The organism is Bacillus cereus group sp. MYBK95-2 (genome assembly GCF_051915225.1).
Lineage (GTDB): Bacteria > Bacillota > Bacilli > Bacillales > Bacillaceae_G > Bacillus_A > Bacillus_A cereus.
The window spans coordinates 1-24732 of the sequence record NZ_JBQAEH010000016.1; the positions used below are offsets into that span (position 1 = coordinate 1).

Sequence of the window (24732 nt, forward strand, 5' to 3'; positions counted from 1 at the left end):
GTTCATCCTGAGCCAGGATCAAACTCTCCAATAAAGTTAGTTTGTCTAGCATCTAAAATAAAAATTGACGTTTCACGTTGTTTGTTTCGTTCAGTTTTCAAAGAACTACTTGGTCGCTCATTTGCGACTTCCTTATGTTAACATCTTCGTTAGTTAATGTCAACTAAGTTTTTCAATTTCTTTTTGTCGTTTTCTGCGTTTCCGCATCAGCGACGGTTATTAATTTAACATATACAAACTATTAACGTCAACACTTTTTAATAAAAAATTCTTTTTCTTACATAACGAATACATTCTTCTGTGTTAGCTACTCTCCGGAATAAACAGAAAATGATTTTATATCTTTCTTCCATAGCTTTTTTTACAACTTCATGAATACGCTCATCTTCAAAATCAAATAAAAGTTCCTCTAATTCTCTCTTCAATATGTATTCCATTTCTTTTCTCTCTTCTTTTGTCAACATCAGCCCAAGCAAACAATCACCTCAATAATTCCTTACGCAACAATAAACGTTCCGCTCATTTTCAATTATCACAATCCTATCATCCATTATATCCACTACTTACGATATTAATCCTTTGTTCTCTTTTTTATATTTCCAGCATATATGTAACTGAAAAGGATTGGACAAAGGGGCGTAATATTATGTTTTTCTTTTTTATTACGAGTAAGAGAAATTTTAAACACATTAGCTTAATAGTGATACTGTCCTTATTTACAGCATGGCTACTCTTTTTAAAAACATATTCACATGAATCTGCTTTTTCAACTGCTACAGGCCCTAAAGTAATTTACAAAGGAGACACCGCTAAAAAGCAAGTTGCATTTACGTTTGATATTAGTTGGGGAGACAAAAAAGCAATTCCAATCCTAGATACTCTTAAAGAAAAAGAAATTAAGAATGCAACCTTCTTCCTTTCTGCTGCATGGGCCGAAAGACACCCCGATATTGTAGAGCGAATCATGAAAGATGGACACGAAATCGGTAGTATGGGGTACAATTACACATCCTATACTTCTCTAGAGACAAATGAAATAAGACGAGACCTTTTACGAGCACAAGATGCTTTTACGAAACTTGGTGTAAAACAAGTCAAGCTGTTACGTCCACCTAGTGGCGAATTTAACAAAGCAACCCTTAAAATCGCAGAATCACTTGGATACACCGTCGTGCATTGGAGTAATAATTCAAACGATTGGAAAAACCCAGGTGTAAATAACATCGTTTCCACTGTCTCTAATAATTTGAAAGGTGGAGATATCGTGTTATTACACGCATCCGATTCTGCTCTTCAAACAAATAGAGCTTTACCGCTGCTCCTGCAAAAAATAAAAAGTGATGGATATGAGCAAATATCCGTTTCACAACTTATTTCCAACACAAGTACGAAAAGTGAAGATGTGAAGTAGCTTCTTCCCTACTACTCTTCACGCATAAAAAGCTCTACTACCTTTCAAGAAGGTGGTAGAGCTTTTTTAATCATACCATTTACAACATTATAACTGATGTTGTATAAAACCTCTCTATTAAGCTGATTTACTTGTTTTTCCGATTAAACGATGTAATACAAGTAATTGATATGCATTACATAACAATAGCGGTATAACCATTAAATATAACCAATCTGTATCATTAATCCGAAGCGCCGGTACCCATTCAAGGATCGTTACAACAACCATAAAGAACAGAGCTGGCACAAATGCTTTTTTATTTGTTTCTTTACTTTTTACATAAGCAACAATTGCTCCAAACACAAATAACATTCCAGCAACAAGTATATTATTCCCTAACGAGACTTCCCCATTTGCAATAAGTACAGATCTTAAATACACAAAATCAAATAATACGAATGCAATAAAGAAGAGCTGGACTGCATTCCATAAAGAAGATGAGCGAAACATCCCTAGTCCAAAACGGTGGATTGTTAAATATGCAAAGAATCCCATTTGACTTATAACACTAAAAATAAATCCTACACCCATCAGCCAGAAAGATACTGCTAAAATCTCCTTACCGTCGAAATTTTGAAAAAATTTATTGTACTTGTCCCACTCCAAAACAAAACCAATAATAACTGTGCTAATCCCACCAAGAAACAACGTCGTTAAAAATAGTCGTACCCACTTGCGGCTATTCACAACACATCCCCCATTATCCTTATATTTCTAATTAAATTGTATCAATGACAATTTCAAAAAGCTAGCCATGTTCATGTATAAATTCCTTAAAGATATTTATATTAAAAAGAGAGAACTGTGCTGAAAGGAGTTCCAACTTATGAAACGGATGCTATTCATTTTCGTTTCTTCTTTTCTACTTATCGCACTTGCAGCATGCGCACAAGGAAAAGAAACGAAATCCGAACTAGATTACGATCAAACAAAGAAAATGATTGTTGATATTTTAAAAACAGATCAAGGTAAGAAAGCTATTCAAGATGTATTAACTGATGAAAAAATGAAACAAGCACTCATACTAGATGAAACAGTAGTAAAGAAAACGATTGAAGATGCCATGGTATCCGATAAAGGGCAACAATTCTGGGAAAAGCTCTTTAAAGATCCTGAGTTCTCATCAAAATTTGCTAAAAGTATGGGGAAAGAACAAACTCAATTAATGAAAACCTTATTAAAAGACCCTGAATACCAAGCAGGCGTTATAGAAATTATGAAAAATCCTGAAGTAGAAAAAATGATGTTACAAACAATGAAGAGTAAAGAATACCGTCAATATCTACAACAAGTACTAACAGAAACTGCTGAAAGTCCACTCTTCCAAGCCAAGATGATTGATATCATTAGTAAAGGTGTGCAAAAAGCTGAAAAAGGCGGATCTGGTAAGAAAGAAGCAGGCGGTGACGGTGGTTCTCAAGGCGAAAAGAAGGAAGAACAGTAAAAAATAATAACTATAATAACGAGTGGACAATTTATATATTGTCCACTCGTTATTACTTTATCTTGCTATTAACAGACAAAATGGACCCCTCTAATTAAACGAAAGGTTTACTAGCAACAAAAGCCTTATTGTTGTCAGTAACAGGTGAACCCCACTGATTAAAGTTTCACTTTATTTTTGTGTAACAGCTGTTTTATCAATTACTGTTTCAGCTATTTTACTATAAATAATGCCCGTTGTATGTGTATCTTCATATACTGAAGGAGCAAAGTCTTCTTTATTCCAATCGGGTTGTTGCAGTGGAATACGACCAAGAACATTCGTTTGTAATTCGGTAGCTAACTTATCTCCCCCGCCTTTTCCAAATACATATTCTTTCTCACCAGTTACCTTACTTTCAAAATATGCCATATTCTCAACAACACCAAGAATACTATGTTCAGTGCGCAATGCCATCGCTCCAGCACGCGCTGCTACAAACGCAGCTGTTGGATGAGGCGTCGTTACAATAATCTCTTTGCAAGATGGCAACATTGAGTGCACATCTAACGCAACATCACCTGTGCCTGGTGGCAAATCTAGTACTAAATAATCTAAATCGCCCCATTCTACTTCTGTGAAGAAGTGGTTTAACATTTTCCCAAGCATAGGTCCTCTCCAAATAACTGGTGCATTATCCTCTACAAAGAAGCCCATTGAGATTACCTTTACACCTAAACGTTCCACCGGAATTATCTTGTCACCTCTTACGATAGGACGTTTTTCTATCCCCATCATGTCTGGCACACTAAAACCGTAAATGTCCGCATCAATAATACCAACTTTTTTTCCTAAACGAGCTAAAGCAACTGCAAGGTTAACGGAAACAGTTGATTTTCCCACGCCACCTTTTCCACTCGCTACTGCTAAGAATGTTGTTTTTGAATTAGGTGACAATAAAGATTCACTTTGCTCTTCTTCTTGTTCCGGTGCAAACTGAGCTAATTCCTCTTCTGTAAATTCTGCAAAACGAAGTCCAACTGTTGCTGCCCCAAGTTCTTTTACTAACTTTACAATTCCAGACTGCAACTGCATTTGTTCCGCTGTACCGGTTTTTACGATTGCAATTTTAACACTCACATGTTCCTTCTCTGGCTTGACTGTTACCTCTTTAATTGCACTTGTTTCTTTTAATGTTTTATGTAAAAACGGATCTACAATCCCTTCTAACGCTTCAACCACTTGCTCTTTCGTTACCATAATTAGCCCAGCCCCCTGTATGAAAAATAACGTAATGTTAATTGAATTTATCTCTGCGTATTCTTGAAATAAATGCGTTTACATTTCCAGTATAACATATTTTCCGAAAACTTCGTTAACGAGAGAAGCTCAAAAAAATCCTCCTTATTCTGGAGGATTTCCTTTTTCCGTGAAATAACGTAATATACCACGGTATATTGCAGCTGCTACCTTTTGCTGATATTTCTCCGAATTTAACATATACCTTTCGTTCACATTCGATAAAAAGCCGGCTTCAATTAAAGCACCTGGTGTTTTAGAATACTTTAATAAATACACATGCGAAATTGTCTTAGCAGAACGATTCGTGTTCTCTAAACTTGTTCTCAATTCAGCCTGTATAAATTTTGCAGCACGTTCATTTTCAATCGAAGAGCGGTAATAGAACGTTTGTGCGCCTTTCGATCCACTACTAGTTAAAGCATTTAAATGAATACTTGCAAAAAAGTCTACATCAGGTTTATTGATGATTTCTACACGTTTTTTTAAATCCTCTGCTTTACGTCTACTATATGACTTTGTATCTTTGTTAGCTAAATCATAATCTCCCTCACGCGTTAAAATAACTAGTGCACCTTGTTCTTGTAAATAGTCTTGTACCTTTTTTGTAATTTCAAGCGTAATATCCTTTTCTATAATATCCTTTCCACCAACAGCCCCTCCATCTGGTCCACCATGCCCAGCATCTAATACAATTACTTTCCCTGATAAGGGTAAATTCCAAGCTCGCCACGATTTTGTAATTTGAAATTCTTGCTTGACTAAAAAAAACAATACAACCGCAGCGAGTGCAAAAGAGATAATTCGAATTCTCTTCATACCTTTCCTCCTCCAGCTAGTCCCTCTAATTACTTATATGGGACAAGAGGAAAGTTTATGCTTGTCTTAATGAAGCTTTAATCGATATCTTCTTTCACCTTTTTCATACCCTTCTTGCCACCACAATCCTATAAACTGCTGACAAGATTCAAAAAGTAATTCCTCATCTTTCAACTTTATTTCTCGCATAGTCATACTCGTTAAAAATTGAAATAGCGTTTCAGTTAATTGTTGTTCTTCTTCTAAAGCTCTATATTTCACATCAAAAAACGATTCACCATAATAACCAAATTTACTGTATCTCGCTCCTAATAAATAAGATTCTATCCCTAATTCAATACAGTAATCTTCATACTGACGATGAAGCTCTTGCATTTGAAAGGCATCACGAATATTTGAACGCAATGTTTTTAATGATAATTCCCGCAACATCTTCCGCTCGTATTTTAACTGCTTTTCTTTTTGTTTTTCTTGTAAGCTGACAATGACATTCATAGTACTTATAAACCTCCCTAATACGTATTAGTCTAAACTTCTAAAGAAGAAGCATACGCGCGGCGGTAGCACTAAAATATTCCAAGCTATAAAAATTGCAAAAGAGGAATGAAACATAAAAAACCCCAACCAAAATGGTTGGGGTTTGTAGTTCGCAAAAATTAACGTTTTGAGAACTGAGGTGCACGACGTGCGCCTTTAAGACCGTATTTTTTACGCTCTTTCATACGTGCGTCACGAGTTAATAGACCTGCACGTTTTAGTGTTAGACGGTATTCTGGATCAGCTTTTAATAAAGCGCGAGAAATACCGTGACGAATAGCACCAGCTTGACCAGTGTATCCACCACCATTTACGTTTACAAGTACATCGTAGTTACCTAAAGTTTCTGTTGCAACTAGAGGTTGTTTCACTACTTCACGTAATGCAGCAAATGGGATATAGTTTTCAAAATCACGACCGTTAATAATAACGCGTCCTTCGCCTGGAACTAGGCGTACGCGCGCTACTGAACTCTTACGACGTCCAGTGCCATAGTATTGAACCTGTGCCAAAGTAAGCCCTCCTTTAATTAATTATCCGCGAAGTTCGTAAACTTCTGGTTTTTGTGCTTGGTGTGGATGCTCTGCTCCAGCATACACGTTAAGTTTCTTAGAAACTTGACGGCCTAAGCGTCCTTTTGGAAGCATGCCTTTAATTGCAAGCTCTAACATTTGTACAGGGTAGTTTGTACGCATTTCAAGAGCTGTTCTTTGCTTAAGTCCACCTGGGTGGTTAGTGTGACGGTAGTAAATTTTATCGTTTAATTTATTACCTGTTAAATGAATTTTCTCAGCGTTAATAATAATTACATGATCACCCGTGTCAACGTGTGGTGTAAATGTAGGTTTGTTTTTACCACGTAAAATGGATGCTACTTCACTAGCAAGGCGACCTAAAGTTTGACCTTCAGCATCAACCACATACCATTTACGCTCAACTTCGTTAGCTTTTGCCATAAAAGTCGTACGCATGTGTTTCCCTCCTCGTTATCTTTTCCATAGAAAAAATCTATTGTTTATCTTAAACACGATTTCCTTCCGGGGCTAATCGTGGTTTTAGAAACAATACCATATGTTATGATATACTTTTGAGTTTCTAATGTCAAGCAAATGTTACACCAGGATTAGTTGTTATAGTTTACCTCCCACAAGTAAAGCCCATGACCTGGAGCCATCTTTCCAGCAAACTGACGATTTTGTTTCGCTAAAATCTCTGGAATGCTATCAGGATCAAGCTTTCCTTGCCCTACGCTAAGTAACGTACCAACAATAATTCTGACCATATTATATAAAAATCCATTACCTACAAAACGAAAAATTATTTCATCATCTTGTTCAATTAACTCGATTTCATAAATTGTTCGCACTTTATCTTTTTTGTCAGTTTTTGCCGAACAAAAAGAAGTAAAATCATGCGTTCCAATAAAATAAGGAATTGCTTTTCTTATATAGTTGATTTCGAGCGGGTATGGATATTGATATACGTAATTTCTACGGAATACATCCGCAGTCTTTGATAATAATACACGATAACGATATTCTTTTTTCTCAACACCGTAACGTGCATGAAATTCTTCTGTTTTTTTCTCTACTTGCCTAATAACAATATCATCTGGCAACATTGTGTTTAAAGCATTACTCCATTGCCATTCTTCAAGAGACAAAGGAGTATCAAAGTGTATTACTTGTCCTTTTGCATGAACTGTAGAATCTGTTCTACCAGATGCCTGAACACGAACAAGTTCTCCCTTATGCAATTTCTGCAATGCTTTTTCTATCTCCTGTTGAACAGTACGATGGTTCGGCTGAATTTGATAACCACAAAAATGCATGCCATCATATGCAACCGTACATTTTATTCTATCCATTTCTCTATTCTCCATTACGATCGCACCCATGCCAAAATACAAGCTAAACAAAATAAGCTGACAATCGTTACTGTATCGCTTGTTTTCCAGCGTAGTTGCCTAAATTTAGTACGTCCTTCACCACTTTGATATCCACGAGCTTCCATCGCAATGGCTAAGTCCTCTGCACGCTTAAAAGCACTGATAAACAGAGGAACGAGCAGTGAAATAATAGCTTTCATTCTATCTTTTATCGGTCCCCCGGCAAAATCAATACCACGTGACGCTTGTGCTTTCATTATTTTACTCGTTTCATCCATTAATGTCGGGATAAAACGAAGAGAAATTGACATCATTAATGCGATTTCATGAACAGGAACCTTTATACGCTTCAACGGCTTTAATAACGTCTCCAAACCATCTGTAATTTCAATAGGTGTCGTCGTTAACGTTAATAATGTCGTCATTAAAATAATAACGAAGAATCGTACAGAAATGTATATCCCTTGCTCTAATCCTTTTTCATATATCGAAAACCAACCAAGCTGGAATAGTACATCCCCCTCTTTATTTGTAAAAATATGCAGGAAAAATGTAAAAAGAAAAATCCATAAAATTGGTTTTAAGCCCGAAAGTACATAACGAATCGGCACTTTTGCAAAAAATAAAGCAATGAGTGCATATAAAAATAAAAATCCATATGAAATCGCATTATTTGCTAAGAAAACAACAAATACATATAAAAAGACAATCAGCAGCTTCGTACGTGGATCAAGTTGATGAATAAGTGAATTCCCCGGGATATATCTCCCAATAATCAACTGCTGCATGATTCATGACCACCTTTTCGTAACACCTGCACAACTTCATGAGTAAGATCCTCTAAAGATAAGGTAGCCTTTGGAATTGAAATACCAAACTTCTCTTCAATTGCACGTTTATACTTTAATGACATAGGAAGATCCACACCAATTTTCTCTAGTTCATCAGCATGTGAAAATACTTCCTCTGCACTTCCTTGCAAAAAGACCGTTCCTTTATGCATAACTACAATCTGCTCCGCATACTGAGCAGCATCCTCCATATTATGCGTTACAAGGATGACTGTAAGACCCTTCTCCTTGTGCAGCTTATAAAACATCTCCATAAGTTCGTTCTGCCCTTTTGGATCTAGTCCTGCTGTAGGTTCATCTAATACAAGCACTTCAGGTTCCATTGCCAGTACACCCGCTATAGCAACACGTCTCATTTGTCCACCACTTAATTCGAACGGAGAACGTGTTAACAGTTCTGGTTCTAGCCCTACAAGTTCAATTGCCTTTCTAGCCTTTTGCCTTGCTTCGTCTACAGATACTCCAAAATTAGTAGGGCCGAAACAAATATCTTTCTCCACAGTCTCTTCAAACAACTGATGTTCTGGAAATTGAAAGACAACCCCTACTTTTTTACGTAGTGGCTTTAGCTTTTTTTCTTTCTTTCCTGCCGAAATCAAATGTTCACCAATTTGAACTGTACCATTTGTCGGCTGCAATAAACCATTTAAATGTTGAATCATCGTCGACTTTCCTGAACCAGTATGACCGATAATGGCATAATAGCCCCCACTTGGAAACGACACGTCTACATCATAAAGTGCGCGTCTTTCAAATGGAGTTTTATATTGATAACGATGTTCTACTTTTTGGAATGTAATCTCCAAAGTTCGTTCACCAAGCTTTCCATTGTAAGATGCGTATTTTGCAAGAGAATTTCATTTCTTTTTAATAATTCTGCTATTTTCACCGAAAACGGTACATCTAAGCCAATTTCTTGGAGCATATGAGAGGATTTGAAAATTTTTTCTGGAGTCCCTTCCTCTAATATTTCTCCCTTATTTAAAATAATGACACGATCTGACTGTGCCGCTTCTTCTAAATCGTGCGTAATTGATAACACGGTAATACCTTTTTGAGTAACAAGTTGTCTAACCGTTTCTACTACTTCACGTCTCCCTTGAGGGTCTAACATTGACGTTGCTTCATCTAATATTAAAATAGATGGTTGAAGTGCTAAAACGCCTGCTATTGCCACTCGCTGCTTTTGCCCACCAGATAAGGAATGAGGCTCATCATTAAGAAAATCTTCCATACGGACAAGTTGCAAGGCCTGTTCTAATCTTTCAATCATTTGTTCTCTTGGCATTCCGATATTCTCCAAGCCAAATACAACATCATCTTGCACTGTCGTTCCAACAAATTGATTATCTGGATTTTGAAATACCATTCCAATTTGTTTTCGAACATCCCATACCGTTTCCTCTAATAAAACCATTGTATCATTTACTGTAATAGTCCCTGCTTCTGGCAAAAACAAACCATTCAATAATTTTGCAAGTGTAGACTTTCCTGAACCGTTTTGTCCAATAATAGATACCCATTCTCCCTCATATAAGGAAAATGAAACATCTTTTAATGCATAAGTGGCTGCCCCAGGATATTGAAATGATATATTTTCTATCCGAAGTTTCTCTTTTTTCAATAGAAGGCACCCTTTCCTTCGCCAAGTTAGCCTATTTTTATATTTAAAAAAAAGGGCCATGACCAGTTTCTTGAAAAGAACTGTCCTGCCCTTTTAATTATCATTATACTAACTCGATAATTACCATTGGTGCTGCGTCTCCGCGACGTGGACCAATTTTTGCAATACGAGTGTATCCGCCTTGGCGCTCAGCATAGCGTGGAGCTACATCAGCGAATAGTTTTTGAAGTGCATCTTGACCAGTCTCAGCGTTAGCTACTTCATTGCGAATGAAAGCTGCTGCTTGACGACGAGCATGAAGATCTCCGCGTTTACCTAAAGTGATCATTTTTTCCACTACAGAACGAAGTTCTTTTGCACGAGTTTCTGTCGTTTGGATGCGCTCGTTGATAATTAAATCAGTAGCTAAATCACGTAACATAGCTTTACGTTGCGCACTTGTACGGCCTAATTTTCTGTATGCCATTCGTAGTTCCCTCCTTTGTTGATGGGTTTAAATCCTCAGTCGTCTTTACGTAAACCTAAACCTAATTCCTCAAGTTTATGTTTAACTTCTTCTAAGGATTTACGTCCTAAGTTACGAACTTTCATCATATCTTCTTCTGTTTTGTTCGCAAGCTCTTGTACAGTATTAATTCCTGCACGTTTTAGGCAATTATAAGAACGAACAGAAAGGTCTAGTTCTTCGATAGTCATCTCAAGAACTTTCTCTTTTTGATCTTCTTCCTTCTCGACCATAATCTCAGCATTTTGTGCTTCATCAGTTAAACCAACAAAGATATTTAAATGCTCAGTTAAGATTTTGGCACCTAAAGAGATAGCTTCTTTTGGCCCGATGCTTCCATCCGTCCATACATCAAGCGTAAGCTTATCATAATTAGCCACTTGTCCGACACGTGTCTTTTCCACTTGGTAAGTCACACGTGATACTGGAGTATAAATAGAATCAATAGGAATTACTCCTATTGGTTGATCTTCGCTTTTATTTGCATCAGCTGGCGTATACCCACGGCCACGCTTTGCAGTTAAACGCACGCGGAAATGCGCATCTTTTGCTAACGTTGCAATGTGTAAATCTGGATTTAAGATTTCTACATCACTATCGTGAGTAATATCAGCAGCTGTGACAATACCTTCGCCCTGTACATCAATTTCCAACGTCTTCTCTTCTTCAGAGTAGATTTTAAGAGCTAACTTTTTCAAGTTTAAGATGATCGTCGTAACGTCTTCTACTACGCCCTCAACTGTTGAAAATTCATGTAATACGCCATCGATTTGGATAGCAGTAACAGCGGCACCAGGGAGTGAGGATAAAAGAATACGACGTAAGGAGTTACCCAAAGTAGTACCATATCCACGCTCAAGCGGTTCAATTACGAATTTACCATATTTAGCATCTTCGTTAAGTTCAACCGTTTCGATTTTCGGCTTTTCGATTTCAATCATTAACTAAACCCTCCTTCAAAACGTCGAAACCCCGGTTAAACAAAGGTATAACCCCTGTCTAACCGAAAGTCCCCCTTAGGCAGTTCCCGATTGTGCACAACAAGCGATGTTTCTGTACGAAATTTCTCGATAATGCATCATATCCATTATAGACAAAAGGGAAAATTCTATACAGAAAAATTACACACGACGACGTTTTGGTGGACGACATCCATTATGAGGAACTGGAGTAACATCTCTAATTGCTGTTACTTCTAGACCTGCAGCTTGAAGAGCACGAATTGCAGCTTCACGACCAGCACCAGGACCTTTAACAGTAACCTCTAAAGTTTTTAAACCGTGTTCCATTGCAGCTTTAGCAGCAGTTTCAGCAGCCATTTGCGCAGCGAATGGAGTAGATTTACGAGATCCACGGAAACCAAGTGCACCAGCACTAGACCAAGAAAGTGCGTTACCGTGAGTATCTGTAAGTGTTACGATTGTGTTGTTGAAAGTAGAACGAATATGAGCTATACCAGCTTCAATATTCTTTTTCACACGTTTTTTACGAGTGTTTGTTTTACGTGCCATTGTTAGTTCAACCTCCTTTACTTATTATTTCTTTTTATTTGCTACTGTACGACGTGGACCTTTACGTGTACGAGCATTGTTTTTAGAGTTTTGACCACGAACTGGTAAACCACGACGGTGACGAAGACCACGGTAAGAACCGATCTCCATTAGACGTTTGATGTTAAGAGATACTTCACGACGAAGGTCTCCCTCAACTTTAATACGATCGATGATATCACGGATACGTCCTAATTCGTCTTCCGTTAAATCACGAACTCGTGTTTCTTCAGAAATACCTGCTTCAGCAAGAATTTTTTCAGCAGTTGTGCGACCAATGCCGAATACGTAAGTTAAAGAAATAACAACGCGTTTGTCTCGAGGAATATCTACACCTGCGATACGTGCCATTACGAATGCACCTCCTTCTGATTAACCTTGTTTTTGTTTATGTTTAGGGTTTTCACAAATAACCATTACTTTTCCACGTCTACGAATAACTTTACATTTTTCGCAGATTGGTTTAACTGACGGTCTTACTTTCATGTCTCGAACCTCCTTAAAGATTACGGAGTGCTATATTATTTAAAACGGTACGTAATACGACCACGATTTAAATCGTACGGAGATAATTCTACCGTAACTTTGTCTCCTGGTAAAATACGAATGAAGTTCATACGGATTTTACCAGAAACGTGAGCCAATACGACATGCCCATTCTCTAATTCTACTTTGAACATAGCATTTGGCAACGTTTCAAGAACGGTACCTTCGACTTCAATTACATCATCTTTAGCCATTCAATAGTTCTCCCTTCTTCAAATCAGTAACATTTTACACTGCTCTGAAATCCCGGAGAGCCAGCTACTTATAAAGTGGTAAGGATTTCGTATCCTGCTTCTGTAAGAGCAATCGTGTGCTCAAAATGGGCACACCATTTACCATCTACCGTTACCACTGTCCAGTCATCAGATAGTGTTTTTACATATCGTCTTCCTTGATTCACCATCGGCTCAACACAGATGACCATTCCCGGCTTTAATCTAGGGCCTCTATTTGGTGGACCATAGTGCGGGATTTGAGGGTCCTCATGTAAGTCTTGCCCGATTCCGTGACCAACATACTCCCTAACGATCGAGAATCCATTCTCTTCAGCATGGGTTTGAACCGCATGTGAGATATTTGATAATCTCTCGCCTGGTTTTACTTGTTCTAGACCAAGATACAACGATTTTTCTGTGACATCAAGTAGCTTTTGAACAGATTCAGAAATGTTTCCAACTGGATACGTCCATGCAGAATCTCCATGGTACCCATTGTATTTCGCACCAATATCGATACTGATGATATCGCCCTCTTTGAGCTTGCGCTTCCCTGGAATTCCGTGTACAAGCTCTTCATTTACAGAAGCACATATGCTCCCCGGAAATCCGTTGTATCCTTTAAAAGATGGCGTAGCACCATATTTTTGAATCGTCTTTTCCGCTATTTGATCGAGCTCTTTCGTTGTAATTCCTGGAGTAATGTGCTGTTTCAACTCTTGATGAGTCAAAGCAACGATCCTGCCAGCTTCTCGCATGATTTCTATCTCGCGAGGAGTTTTGCAGATTATCATTACGCTAAGCCTCCGATGAGAACATCGATATCAGCAAATACTTTATTGATATCTTGCTCACCATTAATGCTTTGTAAGTAACCAAGCTCTTCGTAGAAATCAAGCAAAGGTTTTGTTTGCTTAATATTTACATCTAAACGATTTGCTACAGTTTCTTCATTGTCATCAGAGCGTTGATATAATTCGCCACCACATTTATCGCACACATCAGCTTTTGCTGGTGGATTGAATTCTAAGTGGTAAGTCGCACCGCACTCTTTACAAATGCGACGGCCTGTAAGGCGTTTTAATAACAACCCTGAATCCACATTAATGTTTAAAACATAGTCGATTTTTTTGCCAAGATCTTTCATAATTTCTTCAAGAGCTGATGCTTGTGCAACAGTTCGTGGGAAACCGTCTAGTAAGAAACCTCTTACGCAGTCGTCTTGACTTAAACGTTCACGAACGATTCCGATTGTAACTTCATCTGGAACAAGTGCACCTTTATCAATAAAAGATTTTGCTTGTAGACCCATTTCAGTTTCAGCCTTCATAGCTGCACGGAACATGTCTCCTGTTGAAATGTGAGGGATGTTATACTTGGCAACAATCTGTTCGGCTTGTGTACCTTTACCAGCACCAGGAAGCCCCATTAAAATTAAGTTCATCCTTGTTCCCCCTCAGAGTACATGAGCATGTAGGGAAGACAATTCTTCCCACTTACTCACTGCTTGATAAACCCTTTGTAATGGCGTTTTACCAGTTGGCTTTCTAGCTGCTTCATTGTTTCTAAAGCAACGCCGACAACGATTAACATACTCGTTCCACCGATCTGTGCAGATGGAGGAAGATTTCCCAATTTCGTAAAGATAACTGGTAAGATTGCAATCGCTGCTAGGAAAATTGATCCTACAAAGGTCAAACGATACAAGATTTTTGTTAGATATTGTTCCGTATTCTTACCCGGACGAATACCTGGAACATATCCACCTTGCTTGTTTAGATTCTCTGACATTTGCTCTGGATTAACCTGAACAAATGCATAGAAATATGTGAAGGCTACAATGAGCGCAACATATATGATCATTCCCACTGGGTGAGAATAGTTAAAGTTTGCAATAATCCACTGCGATACATCATGTTTCGGGAAGAACTGTGCAATAGTCGGAGGCGTAATTAAGAATGAAACAGCAAAAATTACTGGAATAACACCAGCACTATTTACCTTAAGCGGTAAATGTGTGTTTTGTGCTCCAGCATAACCACCATTTCCTCCTGTTACACGCTTCGCATATTGAATTGGGATCTTTCTAACAGCCTGTTGAATGAAAATAACACCCACAATAACTGCTAGCACAGCTAGTAAAATCAATGCAACTTTAACGATACTCATGAACAATTGATCTCCGATATTTTGAAACTGTTGCTGATACACTTGAGATATAACACTTGGGATCGCTGCGGCAATACCGCCAAAGATAAGGATGGAAATACCATTACCTACACCTTTAGCTGTAATCTGTTCACCTAACCACATTAAAAATGCAGTACCAGCAGTCAGTACCGTAGCAATGTATAAATAAGTGCTCCAACCTGGATTCAAAATTAATTGTCCACCTACCATACCGTTAAAACCGATTGACATACCAAACCCCTGAATAAACGCAAGAACAATTGTAAAGTAACGCGTGAATTGCGTTAATTTACGACGGCCCATTTCACCTTGCTTCGACCATTCCGAAAATTTAGGAACAACATCCATCTGCAATAATTGCACGATGATGGATGCTGTAATATACGGCATGATTCCCATCGCAAAGATGGAGAAGTTTTTCAAGGCTCCACCGCCAAATGTATTTAGAATACCTAAAGCATTTAATTGATCTTGTGCCTTCAGTACGTCTCCATTTGTAAATGGCACGGGGATAAACGTGCCAATCCTGAATACGATTAACATCGCTAAAGTGAATAATATTTTACGTCTTATCTCAGCAACGCGCATAAAGTTGGAGATTGTACGAAACATTAGATCACCTCAACTGATCCGCCAGCTGCTTCAATTGCTTCTTTAGCACTTGAAGAGAACTTGTGCGCTTTAACAGTTAGTTTTTTCTCTACTGCTCCGCTTGCAAGAACTTTAACACCGTCGTTTAACTTGCTGATAACGCCAGTTTCCAGCAATAATTCAGGTGTTACTTCTGTACCATCTTCAAAACGATTTAACGTTGATAAGTTTACAATAGCAAACTCTTTACGGTTAATGTTTGTGAAGCCGCGTTTTGGTAAACGACGGAATAATGGAGTTTGACCACCTTCGAAGCCAAGACGAACACCGCCGCCAGAACGTGCGTTTTGTCCTTTATGACCTTTACCAGCAGTTTTACCGTTACCAGAACCGATACCACGACCGACACGGTTACGTACTTTACGAGAACCTTCTGCAGGTTTTAATTCATGAAGTTTCATTCCCAGGCACCTCCTTATATTAATGAGTTATCCTTAAGCTTCTTTTACAGTTACAAGGTGAGAAACTTTGTTGATCATACCAAGAATAGCAGGAGTTTCTTCCTTAACTACAGTTGAATTCAACTTTTTAAGACCTAAAGCTTCTACCGTCGCACGTTGATCTTGTGGACGACCAATTACACTACGAGTGAGGGTAATTTCTAACTTTTTCGCCATTTGTTTTCCCTCCTTAACCTAGTAGCTCTTCTACAGATTTACCGCGTAATTTTGCAACATCTTCAGCGCGCTTAAGTTCGCTTAATCCGTTCACAGTAGCGCGAATCATGTTGATTGGTGTGTTAGAACCAAGAGATTTCGAAAGAATATCTTGTACACCAGCTAATTCAAGGACCGCACGAACAGGTCCACCAGCAATAACACCAGTACCCTCAGCAGCAGGTTTTAAGAATACTTCACCAGCGCCAAAATGACCGTTGATTGTGTGTGGAATTGTTGTACCAACTAATGGTACAGCGATTAAGTTTTTCTTAGCGTCTTCGATAGCTTTACGGATTGCGTCTGGTACCTCTTGTGCTTTACCAGTACCGAATCCAACATGACCGTTTTTATCGCCAACTACAACTAGTGCAGCAAAGCGGAAACGACGACCACCCTTAACAACTTTCGCGACACGATTTATCGTAACTACACGTTCTTCAAGTTCTAATTTACTTGGGTCAATGCGATGCATCAATTTTCCCTCCTTTGACCATTAAAATTGTAATCCAGCCTCACGAGCAGCTTCAGCTAGAGCTTTAACACGGCCATGGTATAAGTAACCACCGCGATCAAATACTACTTCTTTAACGCCTTTCTCTACAGCACGCTTAGCAACTGATTCTCCAACTTTCGTAGCAGCTTCAATATTGCTAGTACCGTTAAGAGCAAGGTCTTTATCAAGAGTAGATGCACTTACTAACGTTACACCATTCACATCATCAATAACTTGAGCGTAAATATGTTGGTTAGAACGGAACACGTTTAAACGTGGACGCTCTGCAGTACCAGTAAGTTTAGCACGTACACGTGCATGTCTTTTCTTACGAGTCGCATTTTTATCAGCTTTAGTGATCATTCTTGTCACTCCTTTCTCTCACCTAACGGGTTTACTTAGCAGTTTTACCTTCTTTACGACGAACAACTTCGCCTTCGTAACGAATACCTTTACCTTTGTAAGGCTCAGGAGCACGTACAGCACGGATGTTAGCAGCGAATTCGCCAACACGTTGCTTGTCGATACCTTTAATTACGATCTTAGTTGGTGCAGGTACTTCAACTTCAAGACCTGCTTCCGGAGTCATTTCTACTGGATGAGAATAACCTACGCTTAAAACAAGTTTATCACCTTGTTTTTGAGCACGGTAACCAACACCGACTAATTCAAGTCCGCGTGCGAAACCTTCAGTTACACCTTCAACCATGTTTCCGATTAAAGCACGAGTTGTACCGTGTAATGCACGGTGTTCCTTCTGTTCAGATGGACGCTCAACTGTTAATGTATTCTCTTCAATTTTGATAAGCATATCAGCATTGAAAGTACGAGTTAATTCACCTTTAGGGCCTTTTACTGTTACAGTATTGTCTTCTGCAACTGTAATAGTAACACCTGCAGGGATTTCAAGAATCTTTTTACCAATACGAGACATGTGGTCACACCTCCGTTCGTTTTAAATATATATTACCAAACGTATGCTACTACTTCTCCACCAGTTTGTAATTGACGAGCGTCTTTGTCTGTCATTACTCCCTTAGATGTAGAAACAAGAGCGATACCTAATCCGTTAAGTACACGTGGTACTTCGTCAGCTTTAGCGTAAACGCGTAAGCCAGGTTTACTGATACGTTTTAATCCAGTGATTACACGTTCATTGTTTGCACCATATTTCAGGAAAATACGAAGGATACCTTGTTTGTTATCCTCGATGTATTCTACATCACGAATGAAACCTTCACGTTTTAAAAGTTCAGCGATCTCTTTTTTGATTTTAGAAGCAGGAACCTCTAATTTCTCATGACGTACCATGTTCGCATTACGGATGCGAGTAAGCATGTCTGCAATTGGATCTGTCATCACCATGTGTTTTACCTCCTTCCCATTTGTGGGTTTTACCAACTAGCTTTTTTAACACCAGGAATTTGACCTTTATATGCAAGTTCACGGAAACAAATACGGCAAAGTTTAAATTTGCGGTATACAGAATGCGGACGACCGCAGCGTTCGCAACGTGTATACTCTTGTACTTTAAACTTAGGAGTACGCTTTTGTTTCGCTATCATAGATTTTTTAGCCACGTTTTCGCCTCCTCTACTTAGCGTTGGCTTCCATTATTTTTGGAATGGCATACCGAATTGTGTTAAAAGTTCACGAGCTTCTTCATCAGTTTTCGCTGTAGTAACGATTACGATGTCCATACCGCGGACTTTGCTTACTTTATCATAATCAATCTCAGGGAAAATAAGTTGCTCTTTAACACCTAATGTATAGTTTCCACGACCATCGAATGATTTCTTAGAAACACCACGGAAATCACGTACACGTGGTAAAGAAACTGATACTAATTTGTCGAAGAACTCATACATTTGCTCGCCGCGTAAAGTTACTTTCGCACCGATTGGCATACCTTCACGAAGACGGAAACCAGCGATTGATTTTTTAGCACGAGTTACAACAGGTTTTTGACCTGTGATTTGTGTTAATTCTTCTACTGCGTTGTCTAACGCTTTTGAGTTAGATACCGCGTCACCAACACCAGTGTTGATTACGATCTTTTCGATTTTTGGTACCTGCATTACAGATTTATAGTTAAACTTGCTCACTAGAGCAGGAGTAATTTCCTTTTGGAACTTCTCTTTAAGGCGATTCAATGAAGTGACCTCCTTTCTTAAGAAAATTATTTATCTAATAATTCACCAGATTTTTTTGCAATACGAACTTTTTTACCATCTTCTACTTTGAAGCCTACGCGAGTAGGTTCACCTGTTTTCGGATCTAAAATCATAACGTTAGAAACGTGAATAGGTGCTTCTTTAGTAATAATTCCACCTTGTGGATTTAATTGAGATGGCTTAGAGTGCTTCTTAACGATATTGACACCCTCAACGATAACACGGTTTTGCTTTGGGAAAGCCACAAGGATAACGCCTTGTTTTCCTTTGTCTTTACCAGTGATTACCTGTACTTTATCACCTTTTTTTACATGCATCTTAATTCTGCACCTCCTTAGCAAGGCAATACCTTAAATTATAGAACTTCTGGAGCTAAAGAAACGATCTTCATGAAGTTGCTATCACGTAATTCACGAGCTACTGGTCCGAAGATACGAGTACCACGTGGGCTCTTATCGTCTTTAATGATAACCGCTGCGTTTTCATCAAATTTGATGTAAGAACCGTCCGGACGACGAGCTCCGCTCTTCGTACGTACTACTACTGCTTTAACAACGTCACCTTTTTTAACAACGCCACCTGGTGTTGCTTGTTTTACCGTAGCAACGATAATGTCACCAATGTTAGCATATTTACGACCAGAGCCGCCTAATACTTTAATTGTTAAAAGTTCACGTGCACCAGAGTTGTCAGCAACTTTCAAACGAGATTCTTGTTGGATCATGTTATGAAACCTCCCTTCGGACTAAAAATTCCGATTCGTCTATTTAGATAATAACCGCTTCTTCAACGATTTCAACTAAACGGAAACGCTTAGTAGCAGAAAGCGGGCGAGTTTCCATGATTTTAACGATATCGCCAAGTTTCGCTTGGTTTTGCTCATCATGGGCTTTGTACTTCTTAGAATACTTAACACGTTTTCCGTACAAGGAATGAGTTTTGTAAGTTTCAACTAAAACTGTAATCGTTTTGTCCATTTTGTCAGACACTACACGACCAGTATAAACTTTGCGTTGGTTACGTTCGCTCACTATGCAAACCTCCCCTCAATTTATCGATTAATTCCGATCTCTCTTTCACGAACTACAGTTTTCATACGAGCAATTGCTTTACGCACTTCACGAATGCGAGTTGGATTCTCTAATTGTCCTGTAGCAAGTTGGAAGCGAAGATTAAACAACTCTTCCTTTAAAGCTTTAACTTTTGTTTCGATTTCGGCAGTGGTTAATTCACGAATATCATTAGTTTTCATTAGATTCACCACCATTTTCTTCACGTTTTACGAATTTACATTTCACAGGTAACTTGTGAGCTGCAAGACGTAATGCTTCGCGTGCTACCTCTTCAGATACACCCGCGATTTCGAACATAATTTTCCCAGGTTTTACTACTGCTACCCAGCCTTCTGGTGCCCCTTTACCGGAACCCATACGTACTTCTAGAGGTTTTGCAGTGTAAGGTTTAGAAGGGAAAATTTTAATCCATACTTTACCGCCACGTTTCATGTAACGAGTCATTGCACGACGAGCAGCTTCGATTTGACGGTTTGTAATCCATGAAGCAGCTTGTGCTTGTAAACCGAATTCACCGAAAGCAATTTCAGTTCCACCTTTAGCACGACCACGCATTTTACCACGATGCTCTCTACGATATTTTACGCGTTTTGGCATTAACATATTATTTTCCTCCTTCCTCAGAAGCTTTCTTTTTTGTAGGAAGGACTTCTCCACGGTAGATCCATACTTTTACGCCTAATTTACCGTATGTTGTATCAGCTTCAACTGCTGCATAGTCAATATCAGCGCGAAGTGTATGAAGTGGAACAGTTCCTTCACTGTAAGATTCTGCACGAGCGATATCAGCTCCGCCAAGACGACCAGAAACCTGTGTTTTAATACCTTTAGCACCTGCACGCATAGCACGTTGAATAACTTGCTTTTGTGCACGACGGAATGATACACGGTTTTCTAATTGACGAGCGATGTTTTCGCCTACTAATTTAGCGTTAAGATCAGCTCTCTTAACTTCTAAAATGTTGATGTGTACACGCTTGCCTGTTAATTGGTTAAGAGCTTTACGAAGTGCTTCAACTTCAGTACCACCTTTACCAATTACCATACCAGGTTTTGCAGTGTGAATTGTAACATTTACACGATTTGCTGCACGTTCGATTTCTACTTTAGCAACAGCAGAATCTTTTAAGCGTACATTAATGTACTCACGGATTTTGATGTCTTCATGTAATAATGTAGCGTAATCTTTCTCAGCGAACCAACGAGATTCCCAGTCACGGATAACGCCGACACGAAGACCAATTGGATTAACCTTTTGACCCATCGATTATCCCTCCTTCTTTTCTGATACCACAACTGTGATGTGGCTTGTGCGTTTGTTAATTTGGCTTGCACGACCCATTGCACGTGGACGGAAACGTTTTAACGTTGGACCTTCGTCAACGAAAACTTTTTCTACAACTAGGTTGTTAATGTCCATCTCATAATTGTGCTCTGCATTTGCGATTGCAGATTTTAAAACTTTTTCTACAACTGGAGAAGCAGTTTTTGGTGTGTGGTTAAGGATAGCAATCGCTTCACCCACTTGCTTACCTCGGATTAAGTCTACTACTAAACGAACTTTACGAGGAGCAATACGAACTGTTCTCGCTACTGCTTTAGCTTGCATTGAAGTGCCTCCTCTCATTATCTTCTAGTTTTCTTATCGTCAGCAAGGTGACCTTTGTACGTACGAGTTGGTGCGAATTCACCTAACTTATGGCCAACCATATCCTCAGTGATGTACACAGGTACGTGTTTACGACCATCATATACAGCGATTGTGTGTCCGATGAACTGAGGGAAGATTGTTGAACGGCGAGACCAAGTTTTAACAACTTGTTTTTGCTCAGATGCAACTAATTTTTCCATTTTGCTCATTAAGTGATCATCGACAAATGGTCCTTTTTTTAAGCTACGAGCCATTTTGGTGCCTCCCTTCGTGATTGGCGTACGGTTCTAGAAATGAACCGTACTACAATCCCATTATTTTTTACGACGACGAACGATAAATTTGTCAGACGCTTTGTTTTTCTTACGAGTCTTGAATCCAAGAGTTGGTTTACCCCATGGAGACATTGGAGACTTACGTCCGATTGGAGAACGTCCTTCACCACCACCGTGTGGGTGATCAACAGGGTTCATTACAGAACCACGAACTGTTGGGCGTTTACCTAACCAGCGAGAGCGACCTGCTTTACCGATTTTGATAAGTTCGTGTTGTTCGTTACCTACTTGACCGATTGAAGCGCGACAAGCAGATAATACAAGACGTACTTCACCAGAAGTTAAACGTACAAGTACGTATTTACCTTCTTTACCAAGTACTTGAGCAGATGTACCAGCAGAACGAACTAATTGTCCGCCACGACCAGGCTTAAGCTCGATGTTATGAACAACAGTACCTACTGGAATGTTGATTAATGGTAATGCGTTACCGATTTTAATGTCAGCTTCTGGGCCAGACATAACTTCCATACCTACTTCTAAAGATTTAGGAGCAAGAATGTAACGTTTTTCACCGTCAACGTAGTTAATTAATGCGATATTCGCAGAGCGGTTTGGATCGTATTCGATCGTAGCAACGCGTCCTGGAATTCCATCTTTGTTACGCTTAAAGTCGATGATACGGTATTGACGCTTATGTCCGCCACCTTGATGACGCACAGTGATTTTACCTTGGTTATTACGACCAGCCTTCTTGCTTAAAGGAGCAAGTAATGACTTTTCGGGTCTATCAGTCGTGATTTCAGCGAAATCATTCGTAGTCATATTACGACGACCGTTAGTAGTTGGATTATACTTTTTGATTCCCATCTCAATTTCCCTCCTTCTTTAGTAAGAATTAAACGCCTTGGAAGATTTCGATTTCTTTGCTGTCAGCAGTTAGCTTAACGATTGCTTTACGACGACGGCTAGTAAAACCAGCGTGACGACCAACGCGTTTTGCTTTCGGCTTGTAGTTCATGATGTTCACTTTTTCTACTTTAACACCAAAGATCGCTTCAAGAGCATCTTTAACTTCTGTTTTATTAGATTTAACGTCCACATCGAACGTGTATTTTTTTTCAGCCATCATTTCCATAGAACGTTCAGTGATAACTGGGCGCTTAATGATATCACGAGGATCTCTCATTATGCAAGCACCTCCTCTACTTTTTCCACTGCCGCTTTTGTCATGATTAGCTTATCATGATGAAGCACGTCTAAAACGTTTACGCCATCAGCAGTGATTACTGTTACTCCAGGGATATTGCGAGCAGATAACTCTACAGATTCGTTTGCATCAGCAGTTACGATAAGAGCTTTCTTCTCAACAGTTAATCCTTTAAGTACTGCTAGCATGTCTTTTGTTTTTGGTGCATTTAACACTAGGTCTTCAAGAACTACAATGTTGTTCTCAACTACTTTAGTAGCTAATGCAGATTTGATTGCTAAACGACGAACTTTCTTAGGAAGTTTGTACGCATAGCTTCTTGGTGTAGGTCCGAATACCGTACCACCACCACGCCATTGAGGAGAGCGGATAGACCCTTGACGAGCACGTCCAGTTCCTTTTTGACGCCATGGTTTACGACCACCACCGCGAACTTCAGAGCGAGTTTTTACTTTGTGTGTACCTTGACGTAAAGATGCACGTTGCATCATTACAGCTTCGAAAAGTACAGCTTCATTTGGTTCGATACCGAAAATAGCTTCAGCTAATTCGATTTCACCAACCTGTGAACCAGTTTGGTTATATACAGTAACTTTTGGCATTGGAATTCCTCCTTCCTATTGTGAATTATTTGCTAACCTTCACAGCGCCTTGAACAACTACAAGAGATTTCTTAGCACCTGGAACGTTACCTTTTACTAGTAATAAGTTGCGCTCAGTGTCAACTTGAACGATTTCTAAGTTTTGGATAGTAACTTGGTCTCCACCCATACGTCCAGCAAGTTTTTTGCCTTTGAATACACGGTTCGGAGCAACTGGGCCCATTGAACCTGGACGACGGTGATAGCGAGAACCATGAGACATAGGTCCGCGAGATTGTCCGTGGCGTTTGATAACACCTTGGAAACCTTTACCTTTAGAAATTCCTGTTACATCAACGATTTCACCTGTAGCGAATACGTCAACTTTTACCTCTTGACCAACCTCTAATCCGTCCACGTCTGCATCGCGGATTTCGCGAATGAAGCGCTTAGGAGTTGTAGATGCTTTAGCAGTGTGGCCTTGTTCAGGTTTGTTAGTTAACTTTTCACGTTTATCTTCAAATCCTAACTGGATTGCATTGTAGCCATCAGTTTCAGTTGTTTTCTTTTGAAGAACAACGTTTGGATTAGCAGCGATAACTGTTACTGGGATTAACTCACCGTTCTCAGCAAATACTTGAGTCATACCGATCTTTCTTCCTAAGATTCCTTTGGTCATGAGTTACACCTCCTACATTTTTAAGTTATATAAATTATAGTTTGATTTCGATATCTACACCAGATGGTAAGTCTAAACGCATTAATGAATCTACTGTTTGTGGAGTAGGACTCACGATGTCGATTAGACGTTTGTGCGTGCGCATTTCGAATTGCTCACGAGAATCTTTGTACTTATGAACAGCACGAAGAATTGTGTAAACAGTTTTTTCAGTTGGTAATGGGATCGGACCAGAAACTGTTGCCCCAGAACGCTTAGCTGTTTCTACAATTTTCTCAGCTGACTGATCAAGAATACGGTGATCGTAAGCTTTTAAACGGATACGAATTTTTTCTTTTGCCATTATTTTCCCTCCTTCGTTCGCCTATTTCTAAAATAGACCTTCT

General features: G+C 39.1%; 43 protein-coding genes. 2 read left to right on the forward strand and 41 right to left on the reverse strand.

All coding sequences use genetic code 11. From position 1 onward, the window contains the following. Nucleotides 1–257: 257 nt before the first annotated feature. On the reverse strand, nucleotides 258–476 hold the full coding sequence (locus ACTFN4_RS28530) for a hypothetical protein (RefSeq protein WP_000901147.1): 219 nt from the start codon (nucleotides 474–476) through the stop codon (nucleotides 258–260). A gap of 170 nt (nucleotides 477–646) precedes the next feature. On the opposite strand from ACTFN4_RS28530, the gene pdaB reads away from it, so the two are divergent. Further along, nucleotides 647–1411, forward strand: a complete 765-nt coding sequence (gene pdaB / locus ACTFN4_RS28535; RefSeq protein ID WP_439963188.1) for a polysaccharide deacetylase family sporulation protein PdaB — start codon at nucleotides 647–649, stop codon at nucleotides 1409–1411. Nucleotides 1412–1528: 117 nt separating this feature from the next. Here pdaB and kbaA read toward each other — a convergent pair whose 3' ends face one another. Next, nucleotides 1529–2140, reverse strand: coding sequence for a KinB signaling pathway activation protein KbaA (gene kbaA / locus ACTFN4_RS28540; protein WP_001088527.1), 612 nt, complete (start codon nucleotides 2138–2140; stop codon nucleotides 1529–1531). A 139-nt stretch (nucleotides 2141–2279) separates the two neighbouring features. Between kbaA and gerD the strand changes: the two genes are divergently transcribed. Further along, nucleotides 2280–2897, forward strand: a complete 618-nt coding sequence (gene gerD / locus ACTFN4_RS28545; protein ID WP_000827295.1) for a spore germination lipoprotein GerD — start codon at nucleotides 2280–2282, stop codon at nucleotides 2895–2897. A gap of 171 nt (nucleotides 2898–3068) precedes the next feature. On the opposite strand, the gene ACTFN4_RS28550 is transcribed toward gerD, so the two are convergent. The 39 genes from ACTFN4_RS28550 to rpsJ form a co-directional block, all read right to left on the reverse strand. Beyond that, the gene (locus ACTFN4_RS28550) at nucleotides 3069–4136 is read right to left on the reverse strand and encodes an Mrp/NBP35 family ATP-binding protein (RefSeq protein WP_000256628.1); all 1068 of its coding nucleotides are present in this window, start codon (nucleotides 4134–4136) and stop codon (nucleotides 3069–3071) included. A 144-nt stretch (nucleotides 4137–4280) separates the two neighbouring features. Further along, nucleotides 4281–4994 carry an N-acetylmuramoyl-L-alanine amidase CwlD gene (gene cwlD, locus ACTFN4_RS28555; RefSeq protein ID WP_000822439.1) on the reverse strand — a complete coding sequence of 238 codons (714 nt, stop codon included), beginning with the start codon at nucleotides 4992–4994 and terminating at the stop codon, nucleotides 4281–4283. Between the two features lie 66 nt (nucleotides 4995–5060). After that, nucleotides 5061–5489, reverse strand: coding sequence for a DUF2521 family protein (locus ACTFN4_RS28560; protein ID WP_001101005.1), 429 nt, complete (start codon nucleotides 5487–5489; stop codon nucleotides 5061–5063). Between the two features lie 161 nt (nucleotides 5490–5650). Beyond that, nucleotides 5651–6043, reverse strand: coding sequence for a 30S ribosomal protein S9 (gene rpsI, locus ACTFN4_RS28565; RefSeq protein ID WP_000079986.1), 393 nt, complete (start codon nucleotides 6041–6043; stop codon nucleotides 5651–5653). Nucleotides 6044–6064: 21 nt separating this feature from the next. Beyond that, nucleotides 6065–6502, reverse strand: a complete 438-nt coding sequence (gene rplM, locus ACTFN4_RS28570; RefSeq protein ID WP_001260793.1) for a 50S ribosomal protein L13 — start codon at nucleotides 6500–6502, stop codon at nucleotides 6065–6067. Between the two features lie 152 nt (nucleotides 6503–6654). After that, on the reverse strand, nucleotides 6655–7398 hold the full coding sequence (gene truA, locus ACTFN4_RS28575; RefSeq protein ID WP_025687200.1) for a tRNA pseudouridine(38-40) synthase TruA: 744 nt from the start codon (nucleotides 7396–7398) through the stop codon (nucleotides 6655–6657). Nucleotides 7399–7412: 14 nt separating this feature from the next. Continuing rightward, nucleotides 7413–8207: an energy-coupling factor transporter transmembrane component T family protein gene (locus ACTFN4_RS28580; protein ID WP_001186526.1), complete on the reverse strand. Its 795-nt coding sequence runs from the start codon at nucleotides 8205–8207 to the stop codon at nucleotides 7413–7415. Next, entirely contained in the window at nucleotides 8195–9076 is an 882-nt protein-coding gene (locus ACTFN4_RS28585) for an energy-coupling factor ABC transporter ATP-binding protein (RefSeq protein WP_000406535.1), read from the reverse strand. The genes ACTFN4_RS28580 and ACTFN4_RS28585 overlap by 13 nt, the downstream gene beginning before the upstream one ends. After that, nucleotides 9052–9894: an energy-coupling factor ABC transporter ATP-binding protein gene (locus tag ACTFN4_RS28590; protein WP_324656254.1), complete on the reverse strand. Its 843-nt coding sequence runs from the start codon at nucleotides 9892–9894 to the stop codon at nucleotides 9052–9054. The genes ACTFN4_RS28585 and ACTFN4_RS28590 overlap by 25 nt, the downstream gene beginning before the upstream one ends. A 103-nt stretch (nucleotides 9895–9997) precedes the next feature. Then, a complete protein-coding gene (gene rplQ, locus ACTFN4_RS28595) occupies nucleotides 9998–10360 on the reverse strand; it encodes a 50S ribosomal protein L17 (protein ID WP_000331490.1) in 363 nt (120 codons plus the stop codon). A gap of 35 nt (nucleotides 10361–10395) precedes the next feature. Next, the gene (locus ACTFN4_RS28600; RefSeq protein WP_000569643.1) at nucleotides 10396–11340 is read right to left on the reverse strand and encodes a DNA-directed RNA polymerase subunit alpha; all 945 of its coding nucleotides are present in this window, start codon (nucleotides 11338–11340) and stop codon (nucleotides 10396–10398) included. Between the two features lie 180 nt (nucleotides 11341–11520). Further along, the gene (gene rpsK / locus ACTFN4_RS28605; RefSeq protein WP_000101798.1) at nucleotides 11521–11910 is read right to left on the reverse strand and encodes a 30S ribosomal protein S11; all 390 of its coding nucleotides are present in this window, start codon (nucleotides 11908–11910) and stop codon (nucleotides 11521–11523) included. Nucleotides 11911–11934: 24 nt separating this feature from the next. Beyond that, a complete protein-coding gene (rpsM, locus tag ACTFN4_RS28610) occupies nucleotides 11935–12300 on the reverse strand; it encodes a 30S ribosomal protein S13 (RefSeq protein ID WP_000090788.1) in 366 nt (121 codons plus the stop codon). Nucleotides 12301–12321: 21 nt separating this feature from the next. Then, nucleotides 12322–12435, reverse strand: coding sequence for a 50S ribosomal protein L36 (gene rpmJ, locus ACTFN4_RS28615; RefSeq protein WP_000868344.1), 114 nt, complete (start codon nucleotides 12433–12435; stop codon nucleotides 12322–12324). A 35-nt stretch (nucleotides 12436–12470) separates the two neighbouring features. Then, nucleotides 12471–12689 carry a translation initiation factor IF-1 gene (gene infA, locus ACTFN4_RS28620; protein ID WP_001029884.1) on the reverse strand — a complete coding sequence of 73 codons (219 nt, stop codon included), beginning with the start codon at nucleotides 12687–12689 and terminating at the stop codon, nucleotides 12471–12473. Nucleotides 12690–12757: 68 nt separating this feature from the next. Next, nucleotides 12758–13504: a type I methionyl aminopeptidase gene (gene map, locus ACTFN4_RS28625; RefSeq protein WP_000582539.1), complete on the reverse strand. Its 747-nt coding sequence runs from the start codon at nucleotides 13502–13504 to the stop codon at nucleotides 12758–12760. Next, entirely contained in the window at nucleotides 13504–14154 is a 651-nt protein-coding gene (locus ACTFN4_RS28630; protein WP_001048989.1) for an adenylate kinase, read from the reverse strand. The genes map and ACTFN4_RS28630 overlap by 1 nt, the downstream gene beginning before the upstream one ends. Nucleotides 14155–14210: 56 nt before the next feature. Beyond that, nucleotides 14211–15512, reverse strand: a complete 1302-nt coding sequence (secY, locus tag ACTFN4_RS28635; protein WP_000490117.1) for a preprotein translocase subunit SecY — start codon at nucleotides 15510–15512, stop codon at nucleotides 14211–14213. Continuing rightward, entirely contained in the window at nucleotides 15512–15952 is a 441-nt protein-coding gene (rplO, locus tag ACTFN4_RS28640) for a 50S ribosomal protein L15 (protein ID WP_000766081.1), read from the reverse strand. The genes secY and rplO overlap by 1 nt, the downstream gene beginning before the upstream one ends. 33 nt (nucleotides 15953–15985) lie before the next feature. After that, nucleotides 15986–16168, reverse strand: coding sequence for a 50S ribosomal protein L30 (gene rpmD, locus ACTFN4_RS28645; protein ID WP_001085234.1), 183 nt, complete (start codon nucleotides 16166–16168; stop codon nucleotides 15986–15988). Between the two features lie 13 nt (nucleotides 16169–16181). Next, complete coding sequence (rpsE, locus tag ACTFN4_RS28650; RefSeq protein ID WP_000554646.1) at nucleotides 16182–16682, reverse strand: 30S ribosomal protein S5; 501 nt, start codon at nucleotides 16680–16682, stop codon at nucleotides 16182–16184. A gap of 21 nt (nucleotides 16683–16703) precedes the next feature. Continuing rightward, nucleotides 16704–17066 carry a 50S ribosomal protein L18 gene (gene rplR, locus ACTFN4_RS28655; protein ID WP_000628816.1) on the reverse strand — a complete coding sequence of 121 codons (363 nt, stop codon included), beginning with the start codon at nucleotides 17064–17066 and terminating at the stop codon, nucleotides 16704–16706. Between the two features lie 31 nt (nucleotides 17067–17097). Continuing rightward, the gene (rplF, locus tag ACTFN4_RS28660) at nucleotides 17098–17637 is read right to left on the reverse strand and encodes a 50S ribosomal protein L6 (RefSeq protein WP_000086558.1); all 540 of its coding nucleotides are present in this window, start codon (nucleotides 17635–17637) and stop codon (nucleotides 17098–17100) included. 32 nt (nucleotides 17638–17669) lie between these two features. Further along, on the reverse strand, nucleotides 17670–18068 hold the full coding sequence (gene rpsH, locus ACTFN4_RS28665; RefSeq protein WP_000245511.1) for a 30S ribosomal protein S8: 399 nt from the start codon (nucleotides 18066–18068) through the stop codon (nucleotides 17670–17672). Between the two features lie 29 nt (nucleotides 18069–18097). Then, nucleotides 18098–18283: a 30S ribosomal protein S14 gene (rpsN, locus tag ACTFN4_RS28670; protein WP_001085700.1), complete on the reverse strand. Its 186-nt coding sequence runs from the start codon at nucleotides 18281–18283 to the stop codon at nucleotides 18098–18100. Nucleotides 18284–18316: 33 nt separating this feature from the next. Then, nucleotides 18317–18856, reverse strand: coding sequence for a 50S ribosomal protein L5 (rplE, locus tag ACTFN4_RS28675; RefSeq protein WP_001080831.1), 540 nt, complete (start codon nucleotides 18854–18856; stop codon nucleotides 18317–18319). A gap of 26 nt (nucleotides 18857–18882) precedes the next feature. Next, nucleotides 18883–19194: a 50S ribosomal protein L24 gene (gene rplX / locus ACTFN4_RS28680; RefSeq protein WP_000558200.1), complete on the reverse strand. Its 312-nt coding sequence runs from the start codon at nucleotides 19192–19194 to the stop codon at nucleotides 18883–18885. 38 nt (nucleotides 19195–19232) lie between these two features. Further along, nucleotides 19233–19601 carry a 50S ribosomal protein L14 gene (rplN, locus tag ACTFN4_RS28685; RefSeq protein ID WP_000615912.1) on the reverse strand — a complete coding sequence of 123 codons (369 nt, stop codon included), beginning with the start codon at nucleotides 19599–19601 and terminating at the stop codon, nucleotides 19233–19235. A 43-nt stretch (nucleotides 19602–19644) separates the two neighbouring features. Beyond that, nucleotides 19645–19908, reverse strand: a complete 264-nt coding sequence (gene rpsQ / locus ACTFN4_RS28690; protein ID WP_000004106.1) for a 30S ribosomal protein S17 — start codon at nucleotides 19906–19908, stop codon at nucleotides 19645–19647. 20 nt (nucleotides 19909–19928) lie between these two features. Beyond that, entirely contained in the window at nucleotides 19929–20129 is a 201-nt protein-coding gene (gene rpmC / locus ACTFN4_RS28695) for a 50S ribosomal protein L29 (RefSeq protein ID WP_000855718.1), read from the reverse strand. Continuing rightward, entirely contained in the window at nucleotides 20119–20553 is a 435-nt protein-coding gene (gene rplP / locus ACTFN4_RS28700; RefSeq protein WP_000928969.1) for a 50S ribosomal protein L16, read from the reverse strand. The genes rpmC and rplP overlap by 11 nt, the downstream gene beginning before the upstream one ends. A 1-nt stretch (nucleotide 20554) precedes the next feature. Then, nucleotides 20555–21214, reverse strand: a complete 660-nt coding sequence (rpsC, locus tag ACTFN4_RS28705) for a 30S ribosomal protein S3 (RefSeq protein ID WP_000529956.1) — start codon at nucleotides 21212–21214, stop codon at nucleotides 20555–20557. Nucleotides 21215–21217: 3 nt separating this feature from the next. Further along, nucleotides 21218–21559, reverse strand: a complete 342-nt coding sequence (gene rplV, locus ACTFN4_RS28710; RefSeq protein ID WP_001148024.1) for a 50S ribosomal protein L22 — start codon at nucleotides 21557–21559, stop codon at nucleotides 21218–21220. Between the two features lie 17 nt (nucleotides 21560–21576). Continuing rightward, nucleotides 21577–21855 carry a 30S ribosomal protein S19 gene (gene rpsS / locus ACTFN4_RS28715; protein WP_000124454.1) on the reverse strand — a complete coding sequence of 93 codons (279 nt, stop codon included), beginning with the start codon at nucleotides 21853–21855 and terminating at the stop codon, nucleotides 21577–21579. 60 nt (nucleotides 21856–21915) lie between these two features. After that, nucleotides 21916–22746 (reverse strand): 50S ribosomal protein L2, encoded by an 831-nt coding sequence (gene rplB / locus ACTFN4_RS28720; protein ID WP_000511583.1) that lies wholly within the window; start codon nucleotides 22744–22746, stop codon nucleotides 21916–21918. A 28-nt stretch (nucleotides 22747–22774) separates the two neighbouring features. Beyond that, nucleotides 22775–23065: a 50S ribosomal protein L23 gene (gene rplW / locus ACTFN4_RS28725; RefSeq protein ID WP_001205558.1), complete on the reverse strand. Its 291-nt coding sequence runs from the start codon at nucleotides 23063–23065 to the stop codon at nucleotides 22775–22777. Further along, nucleotides 23065–23688, reverse strand: coding sequence for a 50S ribosomal protein L4 (gene rplD, locus ACTFN4_RS28730; RefSeq protein WP_001127258.1), 624 nt, complete (start codon nucleotides 23686–23688; stop codon nucleotides 23065–23067). Before rplD ends, rplW begins: the two co-directional genes overlap by 1 nt. A 25-nt stretch (nucleotides 23689–23713) precedes the next feature. Then, nucleotides 23714–24346: a 50S ribosomal protein L3 gene (gene rplC / locus ACTFN4_RS28735; protein WP_000160207.1), complete on the reverse strand. Its 633-nt coding sequence runs from the start codon at nucleotides 24344–24346 to the stop codon at nucleotides 23714–23716. A 34-nt stretch (nucleotides 24347–24380) separates the two neighbouring features. Continuing rightward, nucleotides 24381–24689 carry a 30S ribosomal protein S10 gene (gene rpsJ / locus ACTFN4_RS28740; RefSeq protein WP_001040596.1) on the reverse strand — a complete coding sequence of 103 codons (309 nt, stop codon included), beginning with the start codon at nucleotides 24687–24689 and terminating at the stop codon, nucleotides 24381–24383. Nucleotides 24690–24732 lie beyond the last annotated feature (43 nt).

Coding starts and splice junctions, on each gene's coding strand:
- rpsH (WP_000245511.1), bottom strand. CDS start 18,068: ATGGTGATGACAGATCCAATTGCAGACATGCTTACTCGCATCCGTAAT.
- rplD (WP_001127258.1), bottom strand. CDS start 23,688: ATGCCAAAAGTTACTGTATATAACCAAACTGGTTCACAGGTTGGTGAA.
- rplN (WP_000615912.1), bottom strand. CDS start 19,601: ATGATCCAACAAGAATCTCGTTTGAAAGTTGCTGACAACTCTGGTGCA.
- pdaB (WP_439963188.1), top strand. CDS start 647: ATGTTTTTCTTTTTTATTACGAGTAAGAGAAATTTTAAACACATTAGC.
- map (WP_000582539.1), bottom strand. CDS start 13,504: ATGATAATCTGCAAAACTCCTCGCGAGATAGAAATCATGCGAGAAGCT.
- rpsS (WP_000124454.1), bottom strand. CDS start 21,855: ATGGCTCGTAGCTTAAAAAAAGGACCATTTGTCGATGATCACTTAATG.
- rpsJ (WP_001040596.1), bottom strand. CDS start 24,689: ATGGCAAAAGAAAAAATTCGTATCCGTTTAAAAGCTTACGATCACCGT.
- rplF (WP_000086558.1), bottom strand. CDS start 17,637: ATGTCTCGTATTGGTAAAAAGATTCTTGAAATCCCTGCAGGTGTTACT.
- rplO (WP_000766081.1), bottom strand. CDS start 15,952: ATGAAACTTCATGAATTAAAACCTGCAGAAGGTTCTCGTAAAGTACGT.
- rpsK (WP_000101798.1), bottom strand. CDS start 11,910: ATGGCACGTAAAACAAACACTCGTAAAAAACGTGTGAAAAAGAATATT.
- rpmC (WP_000855718.1), bottom strand. CDS start 20,129: ATGAAAACTAATGATATTCGTGAATTAACCACTGCCGAAATCGAAACA.
- gerD (WP_000827295.1), top strand. CDS start 2,280: ATGAAACGGATGCTATTCATTTTCGTTTCTTCTTTTCTACTTATCGCA.
- rpmD (WP_001085234.1), bottom strand. CDS start 16,168: ATGGCGAAAAAGTTAGAAATTACCCTCACTCGTAGTGTAATTGGTCGT.
- rplR (WP_000628816.1), bottom strand. CDS start 17,066: ATGATCACTAAAGCTGATAAAAATGCGACTCGTAAGAAAAGACATGCA.
- rpsC (WP_000529956.1), bottom strand. CDS start 21,214: ATGGGTCAAAAGGTTAATCCAATTGGTCTTCGTGTCGGCGTTATCCGT.
- secY (WP_000490117.1), bottom strand. CDS start 15,512: ATGTTTCGTACAATCTCCAACTTTATGCGCGTTGCTGAGATAAGACGT.
- cwlD (WP_000822439.1), bottom strand. CDS start 4,994: ATGAAGAGAATTCGAATTATCTCTTTTGCACTCGCTGCGGTTGTATTG.
- rpmJ (WP_000868344.1), bottom strand. CDS start 12,435: ATGAAAGTAAGACCGTCAGTTAAACCAATCTGCGAAAAATGTAAAGTT.
- rplP (WP_000928969.1), bottom strand. CDS start 20,553: ATGTTAATGCCAAAACGCGTAAAATATCGTAGAGAGCATCGTGGTAAA.
- rplV (WP_001148024.1), bottom strand. CDS start 21,559: ATGCAAGCTAAAGCAGTAGCGAGAACAGTTCGTATTGCTCCTCGTAAA.
- rplC (WP_000160207.1), bottom strand. CDS start 24,346: ATGACCAAAGGAATCTTAGGAAGAAAGATCGGTATGACTCAAGTATTT.
- ACTFN4_RS28580 (WP_001186526.1), bottom strand. CDS start 8,207: ATGCAGCAGTTGATTATTGGGAGATATATCCCGGGGAATTCACTTATT.
- rplM (WP_001260793.1), bottom strand. CDS start 6,502: ATGCGTACGACTTTTATGGCAAAAGCTAACGAAGTTGAGCGTAAATGG.
- infA (WP_001029884.1), bottom strand. CDS start 12,689: ATGGCTAAAGATGATGTAATTGAAGTCGAAGGTACCGTTCTTGAAACG.
- rplW (WP_001205558.1), bottom strand. CDS start 23,065: ATGAGAGATCCTCGTGATATCATTAAGCGCCCAGTTATCACTGAACGT.
- ACTFN4_RS28600 (WP_000569643.1), bottom strand. CDS start 11,340: ATGATTGAAATCGAAAAGCCGAAAATCGAAACGGTTGAACTTAACGAA.
- ACTFN4_RS28560 (WP_001101005.1), bottom strand. CDS start 5,489: ATGAATGTCATTGTCAGCTTACAAGAAAAACAAAAAGAAAAGCAGTTA.
- rpsE (WP_000554646.1), bottom strand. CDS start 16,682: ATGCATCGCATTGACCCAAGTAAATTAGAACTTGAAGAACGTGTAGTT.
- ACTFN4_RS28630 (WP_001048989.1), bottom strand. CDS start 14,154: ATGAACTTAATTTTAATGGGGCTTCCTGGTGCTGGTAAAGGTACACAA.
- truA (WP_025687200.1), bottom strand. CDS start 7,398: ATGGATAGAATAAAATGTACGGTTGCATATGATGGCATGCATTTTTGT.
- ACTFN4_RS28550 (WP_000256628.1), bottom strand. CDS start 4,136: ATGGTAACGAAAGAGCAAGTGGTTGAAGCGTTAGAAGGGATTGTAGAT.
- rpsM (WP_000090788.1), bottom strand. CDS start 12,300: ATGGCACGTATCGCAGGTGTAGATATTCCTCGAGACAAACGCGTTGTT.
- rplB (WP_000511583.1), bottom strand. CDS start 22,746: ATGGGAATCAAAAAGTATAATCCAACTACTAACGGTCGTCGTAATATG.
- rplQ (WP_000331490.1), bottom strand. CDS start 10,360: ATGGCATACAGAAAATTAGGCCGTACAAGTGCGCAACGTAAAGCTATG.
- rplX (WP_000558200.1), bottom strand. CDS start 19,194: ATGCATGTAAAAAAAGGTGATAAAGTACAGGTAATCACTGGTAAAGAC.